Raw genomic sequence first — 13,255 nt, forward strand, 5'->3', positions numbered from 1 at the left:
CGGGACGGCGCCGCGCGCGGCCGGGGAGGTCGGCCCGACCGCAAACCGCGGTGAACCGGCCGGAGGGTCCTGCGGCTACCGCCCCCTGGAAAGTACGATCAAGCAATGTCTGACATGACCGAAACCACGCCCGGCTGGCTCACCACGGACGAGCTCGAAGTGGCCAGGGCCCAAATGCCGATCCTGTACGTGACAGCGGTTCCTGTGCGGGTGGACGAGAGCGGCGAAGTCACCAGCATCGGGCTGCTGCTGCGCATGGGTCCGGACGGAACGGTGAGCCGGACCCTCGTGTCCGGACGCGTCCTGCACCACGAGCGGGTCCGTGACGCGCTGTTGCGCCATTTGGAGAAGGACCTCGGGCCGGTGGCCCTGCCCCGTGTCCCCGCGTCCCTCCAGCCCTTCACCGTCGCCGAATACTTCCCCACCGCCGGCTTCACCGCCTATCACGACCCCCGCCAGCACGCGGTGTCGCTGGCCTACGTCGTCCCGGTGGCAGGCGACTGCCGGCCCCGGCAGGACGCGCTGAACCTGGTCTGGTTCAGTCCCCAGGAGGCCGCCGACCTCGCCGTCCACAACGAGATCCCCGGCGGCCACGGCGTGCTGCTGAAGCAGGCGCTCGCCCACACGGGACACACCTACTGAGAGCCCGACACCCCGGCCGACCGGGCCGACTGCCACGCCGCCGCACACAGGGAGGTCTCGGCCGTCTCGGCGTACAGGGCCGCGCCCAGCCAGGCGCGGGCGAAGTCGGTCGGGTCGGCGGGGAGCAGGCGGCCGAAGGGGTCGCGGGCGCGCCGGGTGGCGGTGCGTTGCAGTTCGGCCAGGAGGTCGGCGGCGGTGGGGAGGGCCGAGCGGCGCAGCTGCCCGGCGTCGGCCGACAGTGACCCGGGGACGGCCAGGAAGGGGCGTCCGGCGGCGACGGCCTGTTCGAGGCGGCGGCGCAGGAGGTGGAGGGGGGCCGGATCCGCCCCCCGGCCGGGGGGAACCTGTGCGGCGGGCGGCGGCGGGGCGGCGGGGAGGTCGGCACGTTGCAGCCGGTCCAGGCCCAGGTCGATGCGCCGGGCGGGATCCGTCGGATGGGCGGCCGCCAGGAGCTGGAGGCTGGGCCGGGAGTCCGGGACGAGGCGGCCGACGACGCGCAGGCGCGTACCGGGCAGGGCTGCCAGCATCCTGAGGTTGTCGCGGTACGCCAGCGCGGGATGCTCGTGGGCCGCGGTGAGGCGGAGCGTCAGCTCGTCGCACGTGGCGAGGAGGCAGTCGCCACCGGTCTCGCGGGCGGGGCCCAGGATCGTCACGTCGAGGAAGAGCAGGTTACCGCCGGGCGCCTGGGAGTGCAGGGCGCGCGCGGCCTGTTCGGCTGCCGGCGGGCCCCACAGGGCGGCAAGGGGTTCGTCCGTCCAGGCCGCGCCCGCCGCCTGGACCGCCTTGCTCCCGGCGCCCGCGCCGAGGCGGCCGGTGGGCGAGACGGTGGCCCCCGACAGGGCGAGCCCGGCGTGGGACAACTGGCGGTGGGTGAGCGCGGTATCGCCCAGGCGTACGGTACGCCCGGCTGCCGCCGTGGCACGGCCGGGGCCGCCCGGGGCGATGTCCGAGACGGTGTAGAGGCGGCCGTCGGCGGCGGCGGTCCAGGTGATGGCGCCCGCGTAACCGCCTGTGGTGATCAGGGGTTCGGTGAACAGGCCGTACAGGCGCAGGGATCCGTCCGGTACGTAGGTCTGCCGGGCGGTGCCGCGCAGGGCGGCCAGTTCGGGGCCGGTGGCGTCTGGTAGCCGGTGGGCGGTGCCGAGCAGTTCGCGGACGGCCGCCGTGAGGTCGGCGAGGCGGTGGGCGGGGTCGGCGGAGCGGGCGGAGCGCAGCGCGGTGACGACGGAGACGGCGGCCGCGGCCGGGCGGGGCAGACCGCCGAGCTTGGCGGTGTGGGCCGCCCGCAGCAGTTCGGACTGCAGGACCGCTCCGGCACCTTCGATGCCCGTGTCGAGCACGGCGGCGCCCGCGGCCCACAGGTGACCGGCCGCGGCACGCTGCTCGGGGGTGGCCTCGGCCTCCGGCGGCGCCGGGGATCCGGCGTCCTCGCCGGAGGACGATGGCCCGGCGTCCGTGTCGGAGTGCGGGCCGGCCACGGGGTCGGCCACCGGCGCGGCGGACGCGATCGCCGCCCGGTGCAGGCAGCCCGGGGCGAGGAGGCAGCCGCAGCTGATCGCGTCCGCCGTGGCCACCACGCCGGCGGGGGCGTGGAGTTCCAGGCCGGTTTCGTCGTCGACCGCGATCCGTACGGTGTCGCCGTCGCGGGTGACGGGCCGGTCGGCGATCTTGGTGATGGCGACGTCGAGCCGCTTGCGCAGCCTGGGCGAGAGCGCGCCGACGATCTCGGCGGTCACGGCGGGTGCGACAGCGGGCAGGTGCTGGCCTTGTTGGCTGTCTTGGCTGTCTTGGCTGTGTTGGCTCATGCGATCTTCTCCCCTACCCAGCGGGCGAGTTCGAGCGGGCTGAGGGCGGCCACGGGCATCCCGGCGGCTACGAGCTGCCCGGCGACGCCGGTCGAGTACCGGGGGCGGCCGGCGTCGTCCAGGCTCGCGCAGCCGAGTACATGGCACCCGGCTCCGACGAGGGTGCGCACTTCGGAGAGGAGCCCGCCGACGGGATGGCCCTCCTCGAAGTCGCTGATCACGACGACCAGGGTGCGGGACGGCACGGTCACCAGGGTGCGGGCGTGGCGCAGCCCGGCGGCGATGTGGGTGCCGCCGCCGACCCGTACTTCCAGCAGCAGGGACAGCGGGTCGTGCACGTGGTCGGTGAGGTCGATGACCTCGGTGGAGAAGGCGAGGAAGTGGGTGGAGACGGTGGGCACCCCGGCCAGGACGGCGGCGGTGAGGGCCGACCAGATGGTGGAGGCCTCCATGGAGCCGGAGACGTCGGTGACCAGGACCAGCCGCCAGTCGGCGGCGCGCCGGGCGCGGGAGCGGAACACCGGGTGCTCGGGGATGACCTGGACGCTGCCGTCGGGGGCCCGGCGCGCGGTGGCGAGGTTGGCGCGCAGGGTGCGGGCCAGGTCGAGCTGTCCGCCGGGGCGGCGGCTCGGGCGGGGCAGCGTCATGCCGGTCAGGGCGGGGCGCAGCCGGGTGGCCAGCTGCCGGGTGAGTTCGTCGACGAGCCGGCGGACCAGAGGGCGCAGTGCGCCGAGCCGGGCCTCGGGGAGGCCGCCCGCGTGCTGGAGGACCGTGCGCAGCAGGTCGACGGAGGGGCGGACGCCGGCGGGGTCGAGTTCGCCCAGGACGTCGCGGCGGCCGGCCGCGGCGGCCGCGGCGAGGACCTCCTCGCGGATGCCGGGGCCGAACAGGGCGGACAGTTCCTCGGACCATTCGCGGACGCCGGGGTAGGGCGCCTGCCGGCCGCCGCGGTTGCCCGCGCCGAGATCGCCGCGGGAGCCCTCGCCGCGGCCGTTGCCGTACAGCTCGTCCAGCGCGGTGGCCAACGGTGCTGCCGATGGCGGCAGTTGGTTGGAACGGCGGCCGAGGATCAGTCGCCAGCGGTCGGCGGGGGCCAGTACGCGGTCCCGCGCGGGTGCGGCCTTCCCGGGCGCGCGATCGGCGGTGCCACCGGGCGGCGCGGCGTCCGGGGCTGGTGGGTGGCCAGGGGCGTGCGGTGGCATACCGGTCGGGTCAGGGGGCGTGGGCTCCGTGAGGGGGGCTGGTGATGGTTCGCCGGGGCGGTGATCGCCGTCGTGCGGCGGCGCCACGGACGGTCCGCAGGCGTCGGGACCCGTCGGGGGTGCAGGGGGCAGGAGGCCCAGCCTGGCCAGGGTCTCCCGGGCGGCCAGGTCGGCGCGGGTCCACAGCGCCAGCGCGGCCGGGTCGATGCCGTCCGTGTCGGTGACCAGGCCGACCGCGTCGCCGAGCCGGTCTTCCACCGCCGCGAGCAGCCGGTCGCGGGAGGCGGGGCTGAGCGTGTCAAAGCCGCCGCGCAGTGCGGGCAGGCGGTCCAGGAAGGCGGTGTCCGCGAGGTCGGTGACTCGGTCCAGCACCGGGTCGAGGACGGGGGCCATGGTCTCCAGGAGCGGGGCGGCCGCGGTGAGCAGGCCGGTAAGGCGGGCGGTCAGCGCGGTCCGGGTGGCGGCGTCGGTGGCCGCGTCCACCCAGGACGCGGTACGGGTGCCGAAGGCGTGGGCGTCCTCGTGGCCGAGCAGGACGCGGACGGCTCCGGCCGCGGCGGACATCAGCGGCGAGCCGTCGGCGGCCAGCCGGCTGAGGGCGTCGGTGAGCCGGATCCCGCCGAAGACGTCCGCGCGGTGGGCGAGTTCGAGCAGTGCCCGGGCGTCCTCGGGGTCGTCGGAGCCGGTGAGGCCGTCGACCTGGCGGACGGCGGCCGAGGTGAGGAGTTCGCCTGCCGCCGCCGACCGCGCGGCGCGGTCCGGGTCCGGGCCGAGTCCGGCGATGTGGCCGGCCCGGATGCGGTCCAGCAGGCCGAGGGCGGCCAGCAGTTGGGGCAGTGTGCCGGTGGCCGGGACGCTCTCGCCCAGTTCCGTGAGCCGTTCGTCGGCCAGCGCGGGCAGTCCGCAGGCAGCGGCCTCCGCGAGGCCGTCGATGCTCTGGGCAGCGGTGGGCCCGCCGTCGTCCTGTTCGGCGCGGCGCCGTTCGCGCAGCAGGCCTTCGGCGGCCTGGGCCGGGGTGACGCCGCGGATTCCGGCGGCGGTGAGCATGGCGGCGGTGGCCGGGGTCCAGCGCACCTCCCACCGGGTGGTCACGGCCTCGCCCGCGCCGGCGCCCGTGACGGGCGTCGACGTGGCGTAGGGGATGCCGCAGACCGTCAGCCGGCGCAGCAGGAGTTCGCGGCGGCGGTCGAGGTCCGAGCGCAAGGGGTCGAGCCGCAGGTCGCGGGCGGCGGGGCCGGTGTCGGCGGGACCGGGCAGGCCCAGGGCCGCGACCGCGTCCTCCACGGCGGGTGCCAGACCGCTGCGCGGGGCGGCGGGCGCGGGCCGGCCGGAGCGGGTGCCGACCAGGACCCGTTCCAGCGATCGGGCGACTGCGCGCCCGCGGCCGAGCGGCTCGCCCTGGGTCAGTACGGTCTGCACGGCCTCGATGAGTTCACCGCGGCCGGGCGCGGGCAAACCGCGCAGCCGGGCGAGGTCGCCCGCCAGCCGGACGATCTCGCGGGCGTCCGCGGGCCCCGAGGGGTGGTCCTGTGCACGCAGTTCGCCGCAGATCCGCACGGCCGTGGTGAGCAGTGCCTCGTGTACGGCGTCCGGACGGCCCGCCGCTTCCAGGACGAGGTGCTGCCATTCGGGGTCGCGGATGCCGGCCGGGTAGCCGGACCGCTCGTCCAGCAGCGGATAGGTGTACGGGATGAGGGAAGCGGTCCAGGCCGGACCGCTGGGGAGCGCGTCCTCGGGCGGCACCGGGCCGAGTCCTGGGCCCAGCAGCGCCGGGGTGTGGAAGGCGCCCACGACCACGGCGGCCCGGCGGCCGGCGGCCGTGGCCTCGTCGATCCGGGCGCGCATCCAGCGCTCGCGGGCCAGGTCCGACTCGGCCACCGCCCCGGCCCGTTCGGCGTCGTGACGCAGGGCCCAGCCCGTGAGCAGGGCCGCACGGCGCAGCGCCTCGGGCGTGGAGCCGGGGGCGGCGGTTTCCACCAGGCGGTCCCACAGGTCCTCGCCGGGACGGCCGGTCAGGCGGGCGGTGAGCGCCTCGCGCAGCCCGGGACCTTCGTGGCCCGCCCCGGCCGGGCGCCGGGGCTCGTGCCGGGCCGGGGCGGACAGCGGAAGGTCGCAGGCGATCACGGGGATGTCGTGGCGGGCGGCCCAGCGCAGGGCGACGAGTTCGGGAGAGAAGTCGGCGAACGGATAGAAGGCGGGCCCGCGCCCCTCCCCGGCGCCGCCCCCACCGTGGTTGGCGGGGACGGCGGCCAGGGCCACGGGGGCCCGGGTGTCGGCGTGGGCGAGCCAGGGCAGCCACTCCTGCAGATCCGCGGGGAGCTCGACGAGCAGCACCTCGGGCCTCGCTGCGTCCAGCAGTTCCGGCATGACGGCGGCCAGCGACGGCGCGTGGTGGCGCACGCCGATGAGGTACGGGGTGGTGGGGTCGGTCAGGGCCGCCACCGCCTCTTCCGGAGTCATGCCGGGGGCGGTGGAGGCGGCTGCGGCCGGGCCGGTGGAGTCGGCCCGGACGGTGGCATCGGACGGGGCGGTGAAGGCTTGCGCTGTGGTGGCGGCGGCCGGGGACGGAACGGTCATGGCGTCAGCTCTCCAGGGCCGGGCGCAGGTCCCACAGGGTGCGCCAGGTCGCCGATCCCTGCTCGGCGCGGCGGCGCACCGCGCCGTCCCAGTAGCCCAGCAGCCGGGCGGCGTCGGCCGGGTCGTCCTTGCGGACCACGCCCAGCAGGTGCCCGGGGAGCAGGGACAGCACGTCCCGGTCACCGGGGAAGTACGCGGCGGCCAGGGCCAGCGAACCCGCCACGGACACCGCCTCGGCGGTGCTCATCACCGTGGAGGGGCGCTCGACGTCCCAGCCTTCGGCCGACCGCCCGTCCCGCAGGTCGCGGAAGGCGGTCACGAGGGCTTCGAGGATCGCGTCGTCCACCTGGAAGGGGGCACCGGCCCGGGTGACGGCCGCGTGGGCCTGGCGGCGTACCAGGGCGGTCTCGGCGTCCAGGTCGCCGATGGGGCCGACGGTCTCGAAGTTGAAGCGGCGCTTGAGGGCCGCGGACATCTCGGAGACGCCCCTGTCGCGGAGGTTGGCGGTCGCGATGAGGGTGAAGCCGGGGGCGGCATGGGCGAGGGCGTCGGCGCTGCCGGCCAGTTCCGGGACGGCGATGCGCCGTTCGGACAGGAGCGAGACCAGGGCGTCCTGGACCTCGGGCAGGCAGCGGGTGATCTCCTCGACGCGGGCCACCGCGCCGCGGGTCATGGCGGTGAGGACCGGGGAGGGCACCAAGGCCTGCCGGGTGGGGCCCTGGGCCAGCAGCAGCGCGTAGTTCCAGCCGTACTTGAGCTGGTCCTCGGTGGTACCGGCGGTGCCCTGCACCACCAGGCCGCTGGTGCCGCACACGGCGGCCGACAGCAGCTCGGAGAGCATCGACTTGGCGGTGCCGGGCTCGCCGACCAGCAGCAGCCCCCGTTCTCCGGCCAGGGTGACGACGCAGCGTTCCACCAGGGCGCGGTCGCCGACGAACTTCTGCTCGATCACCAGCTTGCGCGGGACGCCGTCGGGCGCCGCGGCGCCCTCGGGCAGCCGCAGGGCCTCGCCTGCGCTGCCCATCACGAAGGTGACGACGGCGCGCGGGCTCAGCAGCCAGGCGGGCGGGCGGGGGCCGTCGTCGTAGGCGGCGAGGAAGGCCAGTTCGGTGGCGTGGCGGTCCTCGGGCGGGCTGACCTGCCGGGCGGACGCGGGGGTGGAAACGGTGGTACCGGGGGTGTCGGTGGTCATCGCTTGCGGCCCTTCCGGGTGGCACGGGTGGTGAGTTCTTCGAAGGCGGGGGCGTCGCCGTCCTTGACGCGGCCCCATGCGCGGGCGAACAGGGCGGGCACCGGCAGGTGCGGCACGGCCCGGGTATGGTCGCGGAGCGGGTACAGGAGTTCCTTCCAGGTCTCCACCGGCAGGGCGGGGGCCTTGAAGTCGTGCCAGCCGCAGGGCAGGAACAGGGTCCGGCCCGCGCGGGACCGCTTGGCCTCCAGGACGAGTCCGGTGGCGGCCAGTTCGGTCCTGGCCTTCTTCGACCGGCCCGGCGTCCAGCCGGTCCACCGGGCGCGGTCGCGGTCGGTCGGGTCGGGCAGTGCGAGCAGTTGCAGGTAGAGCGCGGCCGCGTCGTCGCCCAGCCCGTGGGTCGCGGCCACCTCGGCGACCAGCTCCGGGACCGAGCGGGCGGGGTCCTGGGCGTAGCCGGTGAAGCCGCCGGGAGCCGACCCGGCCAGGACGGCCTGTTCGAAGTCGTCGCCGAGCAGGGTCCGCACGGCGGCCAGGGAGTGGCCGCGGCCCGGGCCGACCAGCCCTTCGAGCAGTCCGAGGACGGGGTCGTCCGCGCCGGTGATCCCGGCCGTACGCACCAGCGTCATCTCGGTGTCGCCGTACCAGGGGCGCAGCACGAGGGCGTCCCCGAGCCGGGTGAGGCCGTCGGCTCCCGCCCCTCCCGTCGCGGGCAGGCCGTACGCGGTGCGCAGCGGGACCGCGGTCGCGGTGCCCTTCTCCGTCCACTCGACGTCCAGATCGAGGATGAGGCCGGGATCGGCCAGGCGCCTGCGCAGCGCGGCGAGTCCGGCCGGCAGGTGGGCGCGCAGCGGATGGCCGTACGGCAGTCCGTAGGCGAGCCCGCTGAGCGCGGCCACCGCGCTGGTGAGGTGGCTGCGGCCCGGGACTGCGGCCGGGTCCTCCGCCACGAGGTTGCCGTCCTTGTCGAGCCGCATCGGGGTGGTGCGGGCGAGCCAGGCGGTGTGGCCGGGGTTGAGGACGGCTTCCGCCGACGCCACGGAGACACCGGCCAGGACGTCTCCCAGCTCCTCCGGCAGCCGGACCAGCGATCCCAGGCGCTCCGCCCAGGTCTTGGCGGCCGCGGTGGTGTCGGGGCCGGTCTCCCACAGGTCGGCGGGGTCGGCGGGCAGCAGCGCGTCCAGCAGTGCCAGCCGGTTGGTGCGCCCGAGCGCGCTCAGCCTGGCGTCGGCCCGTTCGGCCTGCCGGGCCTTGAGGCCCACCAGGGCCAGCCCTGCCGCGTCGGGTTCATCGGTCCCCGCCGCGACGAGGAGGGCCGCCTGCGCAGGCCCGATGCCGGTGGCGGCGTCGAGTGCGACGGGCGCCTCGGGCCGCCACGGCGCGGCGCCGCGCTCGCGGACGAGACGGATCAGCGGGAGCAGGCGCTCGTGCGGGAGGGCGGGGGTGTACAGCTGGTCCTCGTGGTGGGTGAAGCCCGCGATCTGGCCGAACGCCCCTTCCGGGTCGTGGTCGAGGGCGAGCCAGTGGGCGCGGTCGTTGCGCTGGGTGTGCCCCCGGCCGAGGATCACCACCGTGCGGTCGCCGCGGCGCAGCACCTGGCCGAGCCGCTGCTTCTTGCCGACCTGGTCCTCGCTGTCCTCCTCGCACAGCATGACCTGTCGCAGGGCGCCCGCGGGGTTGGCGAGCGGGCCGGTGGCGACCGCTTCCAGGAGGAGCAGCAGCGCCTCCCGGTGTTCGTCGGTGGTGATGGGGGCGGCGGCGCGGTAGGCGAGGGGGCCCAGGGCGTCGAGGATCGGCAGCCAGGCCAGTTCCATGCCGGGGACGGTGCGGGTCTCGCTCGTCCAGCCGTCGCCGAGGGCCGGCAACGGGGTGGGGTCGGGCAGCGGCTTGCCGTCGGCGGGCTTGCCGGACAGGACCTGGTTGACGGAGAGGATCTGCTGGAGACAGCTCCACTTCGCTTCGCGCCCCCAGTAGCCGAATCGGCCCGGCGCTGCGATCCCGTCCACGGCGGCGGTCAGGGTCGTGTCGTCCCCGTGGACGGGCCGGTGGTCGGCGTACATCCCGTCGCCGTGCCGCTTCCCGCCGTGCGGCTCGTCCCGCGGGGGTGCTGTGAAGGCGGCGATGTCGGCGCGATGGCGGGCGGCCGTCCGCACGAGCACGCTCACGCCGGTGAGCAGCCGGGCTTCGGTCAGCGCCGGGAGCGCCGCGGCAACGGCTGCCTCGATGAGCTCGTCCGCGGAGGGGCCGTCGTACGACTTGTCGGCGGCGACCGCGGCCTTCCGCCCGGCCAGTGCCGTGGAGACGGCGTCCAGGAGGGACGCGATCTGCGCGTCGGTGACCGCGCGCAGGGCGGCCGAGCCCCGCTCGTCGCGCGGGCGCAGGGCGTGCCAGAACGCGGGCGGCGGGACGTACCGGGTGCCGGCGGCGTACTCGCCGCCCTGCTCTCCCAGCGGGGCCGATCCCAGCGCGTCGGTGGTGACGGCGCCCGCCGGATAGAGCTCGACGGCGCCGCCGACGACGGCGGCGAGGGGCGCGGCGCCTCCCGGCAGCCGCAGGGCGCCCAGCGGTACGGGATGGTCGCGGCGGCCCGGCGCGACGGCCAGGGTGACGGTCCGCCCGTCGGGGGTCCCGGACGTGACCCGGCGGTCGGGGTCCTGTCCCTCGGCGCGCACCCAGCGGCCCAGGACGGTGCCGTCGGTGCCGAACGGCGTGGTCTCCAGGCCCGGGAGCAGCGGCAGCACCTCGCATTCCTCGGTCACGAGGCGGGCGCCGTCGCGGATTCCCGACTGCAGGAAGGCGGGCAGCGAGGCACGCCCGTGGGTGCCGCCCGCCGGGTCGTACTCGACCCAGCAGTGGTCGCGGCCCTGCTTGCCCTGGCGCCAGTGTCCGGTGCCGTCGCCCAGCACGGGGCGGGTGGACGGCAGGGTGGTGTCGCCCGCGTGCAGGGTGCGGCCGCCGGTGGCGCGGCCGCCGCCGGGCAGCGGCAGCGACGGGGAGCCGACGTCCTGCCCGTTCCACCACTGCGGCAGCTGCTCGCCGCCGAGGGTGAAGGGTTCGGCGGGGCGGTTCGACCAGTACGCGCGCTGCTTGCCGTCCTCCGCCCAGATGACCAGCAGTTCGCCGTCGGTGTACCGGAAGCGGGGGCGCCGCCAGCGGTCCAGGTCTGCGGGCAGGCGCAGCTCGTGTTCGAGCAGCACCCCCTCGGGGCCGACCACGACGGCCGTGTGGCGGTTGGCGAGGACCAGCGCGGGCCAGGCCTCGGTGACCACCATCCAGTGGTTCCGGTCGGTCCGGTCGGTGTCGAGCCGCCGGTAGGTCTCCTCCAGGGCGGGCCAGCCCAGTTCGTCCAGAACGCCGGCGCGCAGGGTGGCGCCGAGGACCGGCGCCAGGTCGTGGGCGGCGATCCGGGCGATGGCCTCCGGGTTGACCTGGCCGGCGACCGCGCGGAAGGACGACAGACGCCGCAGCGCCGCTCGCGAACCGGGCAGTCCCGCCGCTCCGGTGAGTTCCGCGGCGCGGTCGCGCAGCCAGTCGTGCAGCACGGCGCCGAGCACCGGGTGGGCGGCGATCGCCGCGAGCACGGAGTCCTTCGAGCGATGGCCGTTCATGCCGTTCAGCGCGTCGTACAGCAGTCCGCGCAAGCGGGGACGGCCGGCGACGGCCGTCAGGTCGCGGCGGCCCGGGGTGTCGTCGCCGATCCAGCGCTCCAGCGGGAGGTGGACGTTGGCGCCCGCCGCCGGTTCGGTGACGGGGATGCCCCAGGCGACGCAGGCGTCGAGCAGGTCCAGGTCGGCGCCCGCGTGCCAGCGTCCCTGGAAGAGGTCGGCGGGGCGGCCGTCGGAGCGCAGCCGGGGGGCCATGCGCTCGACGAGGGCGAGGGTGCGCGCGCAGCGCTGCGAACTGGACGAGCCGTGCTTGCGGTGCAGGGCCCAGCGGCTGAGCCAGTCCGCGGGGTCCACGCCGTCCGTGGGCTCCGCGTCGGTCAGCAGGGCGTCCGCGCCCGTCTCCGCGAGGAGCGACAGCCAGGCCTCGTCGGCCTTCCGGTCGTCGCCGAGGCCGGTTGGCATGATCTCCAGCAGGCGGGTGCGGATCTCCGGTCGTGCGGCGGCGAGCGCCACCAGGGTCGGACGGTAGGCGGTCCAGAACGACGCGGGGGCCCGGACGATGCTCGGTGAGGCGATCAGGTCGCCGACGAAGGCACTCTCGGCGGTCTCCCGGTCCAGGCCCGCGGCCTTGACGAGTGCGCGGGCGTCCTGCGGCAGGGCGGCGTACGGGGCCATGCCCGCACCGCAGCGTTCGACGGCGAGCTGCCGGAACTGCGCCCAGGCCTCGGCCGGGTCGAGGCGACGCGACAGGTCCTGCGCGTGGTCCTTGAGCGCCTTGACGGTCAGGGCCCCGGCGAAGGCGAACTCCAGGAAGACGGCCCGCTGCCGCTCCTCGTCGACCGGCAGGCCGTGGACGCGCTCGGCGGCGCGCGCCTTGCCGAAGAGCGTCGCGGCGTAGGTGCTGTTGTCGTGCTGGAGGAAGACGCGCGCGGCCTGCTCGTAGAACGTCGGCAGGAAGTGCGGTACGGCGCGGCCGAGCCGGGTGGCGAGTGCCTCGAAGCCGTCCTTGGCGGCGCCGGCCCGGGACTTGGCCTGGCGGGCCAGCCGTTCCATGTCCTTGACCAGGGCCAGCGCGTGGTGGCCGTTGGCCGGATCGTTGACCAGGGCCCAGGCGGGGAAGCCCAGGGTCTCGCGGCGCACCTGCCCCACCTCGGGGGCGTCGGGCTCGCGGGCGAGTCCCAGGAAGTCCAGTGCCAGGTCCTCGGCCTCGCCCAGGGTGCCCGCCACCAGGCGCACCACGCGCCGGTCGTCCAGGGCCGGGTGGGTGTAGGTGCGGGCTGTGAGGGTGTCGGCGTCGTCACGGGCGACGGTGCCGGCGCGCAGGATCGCCCCGGCGTCCAGCAGGGCCGCGGCCCGGGTGATGTCGTCGGTGTTCATGCCGCCTGCTCCTCGTCGTCGATGTCGCGTCCCGCGTACAGGGCCGCCGCCATGCGCATGCCTTCCGACCAGGCGACCGGGCCGACCTGTCCGGCGGTCAGTGCCCGGCCTGCGGCGTCGGTCCAGGTCAGCGAGCCGGTCTCGGTCCGCTCGTAGCTGTCGTAGTCGCCGATCCAGATGCGCGCCTCGACCGTCGCACCGTCCTCGACGACCGGGCACACCGCCTGGCCGCCGCGGGCCCGGTAGCCGAGCTGGGTGGTGCGCCCGTGCAGGAACCGCAGTTCCTTGAAGGCGCCGCCCGCGTACTCGTCGACCGAGGCGGTCTCCGGGTCCAGTTCCGCCGGGCGGTGCCAGACCTCGCGGAAGAGCTGCTGCACCCGCTGGTCCACGGTGAGTTCGACCGCGAACTCGCGGAGTTCTTCCAGGTCCGCCAACAGCACCGGGTGCGGGATGCGGACCAGCTCGGGGCTGATGCGCACCGTGTCGCCGTCGAGGTCGACCAGGCCGAGGCCCCGGACGGGGTCGGCGTCACGCAGGAATCCGGCGACTTCGCCGTCCTCGCCCGTGACGACGAGGTCGTACAGGGCGGAGCGCCAGGCCGTGTCCTGCCACACCTGGGCGATGACCGCGGCGGGGACGGACAGCGAGCGCACCATCCAGCGCTCCACGTCGGCGACGCACTGGCGTTCGTGCCGATCCAGCCACTCCACCAGCTGGCGCAGTCCGACCACGACCGGGTCGTCCGCGAGTTTCCCCGGGACCGTCTTCAGCCGGCGACCCGCCGCATTGCGGCAGACCACTTTCCCGTCGTCGAGGGCGACTTCGTAGTCGCCGGCCGGAACCCACCCCATGTGCTGT

At 76.0% G+C, this 13,255-nt stretch carries 6 protein-coding genes; 1 reads left to right on the forward strand and 5 read right to left on the reverse strand.

Features of this window, described 5'->3' with window-relative positions; translation table 11 throughout:
- The first annotated feature begins 105 nt into the window (after positions 1-105).
- The gene (locus ACODT5_RS16630) at positions 106-642 is read left to right on the forward strand and encodes an NUDIX hydrolase family protein (RefSeq protein ID WP_422520069.1); all 537 of its coding nucleotides are present in this window, start codon (positions 106-108) and stop codon (positions 640-642) included.
- Here ACODT5_RS16630 and ACODT5_RS16635 read toward each other — a convergent pair.
- From ACODT5_RS16635 to ACODT5_RS16655, 5 genes are read right to left on the reverse strand one after another with little or no spacing between them, the layout of a single operon-like run.
- Positions 636-2,447 carry a hypothetical protein gene (locus ACODT5_RS16635; RefSeq protein WP_422520070.1) on the reverse strand — a complete coding sequence of 604 codons (1,812 nt, stop codon included), beginning with the start codon at positions 2,445-2,447 and terminating at the stop codon, positions 636-638. The two genes, ACODT5_RS16630 and ACODT5_RS16635, sit on opposite strands and share 7 nt — an antisense overlap.
- Positions 2,444-6,226, reverse strand: a complete 3,783-nt coding sequence (locus tag ACODT5_RS16640) for a vWA domain-containing protein (RefSeq protein WP_422520071.1) — start codon at positions 6,224-6,226, stop codon at positions 2,444-2,446. The genes ACODT5_RS16635 and ACODT5_RS16640 overlap by 4 nt, the downstream gene beginning before the upstream one ends.
- Positions 6,227-6,230: 4 nt before the next feature.
- Positions 6,231-7,418 carry an ATP-binding protein gene (locus tag ACODT5_RS16645; protein WP_422520072.1) on the reverse strand — a complete coding sequence of 396 codons (1,188 nt, stop codon included), beginning with the start codon at positions 7,416-7,418 and terminating at the stop codon, positions 6,231-6,233.
- Positions 7,415-12,397: a hypothetical protein gene (locus ACODT5_RS16650; RefSeq protein WP_422520073.1), complete on the reverse strand. Its 4,983-nt coding sequence runs from the start codon at positions 12,395-12,397 to the stop codon at positions 7,415-7,417. The genes ACODT5_RS16645 and ACODT5_RS16650 overlap by 4 nt, the downstream gene beginning before the upstream one ends.
- Entirely contained in the window at positions 12,394-13,248 is an 855-nt protein-coding gene (locus ACODT5_RS16655) for a DUF4132 domain-containing protein (protein WP_422520074.1), read from the reverse strand. The genes ACODT5_RS16650 and ACODT5_RS16655 overlap by 4 nt, the downstream gene beginning before the upstream one ends.
- Positions 13,249-13,255 lie beyond the last annotated feature (7 nt).

The sequence above is a fragment of the Streptomyces tatrensis genome, assembly GCF_049310065.1.
Taxonomy (GTDB): Bacteria; Actinomycetota; Actinomycetes; order Streptomycetales; family Streptomycetaceae; genus Streptomyces.

Excerpts from the sequence above, each read along its gene's own strand:
- ACODT5_RS16645 (WP_422520072.1), bottom strand. The coding sequence starts at position 7,418 with ATGACCACCGACACCCCCGGTACCACCGTTTCCACCCCCGCGTCCGCC.
- ACODT5_RS16630 (WP_422520069.1), top strand. The coding sequence starts at position 106 with ATGTCTGACATGACCGAAACCACGCCCGGCTGGCTCACCACGGACGAG.
- ACODT5_RS16635 (WP_422520070.1), bottom strand. The coding sequence starts at position 2,447 with ATGAGCCAACACAGCCAAGACAGCCAAGACAGCCAACAAGGCCAGCAC.
- ACODT5_RS16650 (WP_422520073.1), bottom strand. The coding sequence starts at position 12,397 with ATGAACACCGACGACATCACCCGGGCCGCGGCCCTGCTGGACGCCGGG.
- ACODT5_RS16640 (WP_422520071.1), bottom strand. The coding sequence starts at position 6,226 with ATGACCGTTCCGTCCCCGGCCGCCGCCACCACAGCGCAAGCCTTCACC.
- ACODT5_RS16655 (WP_422520074.1), bottom strand. The coding sequence starts at position 13,248 with ATGGGGTGGGTTCCGGCCGGCGACTACGAAGTCGCCCTCGACGACGGG.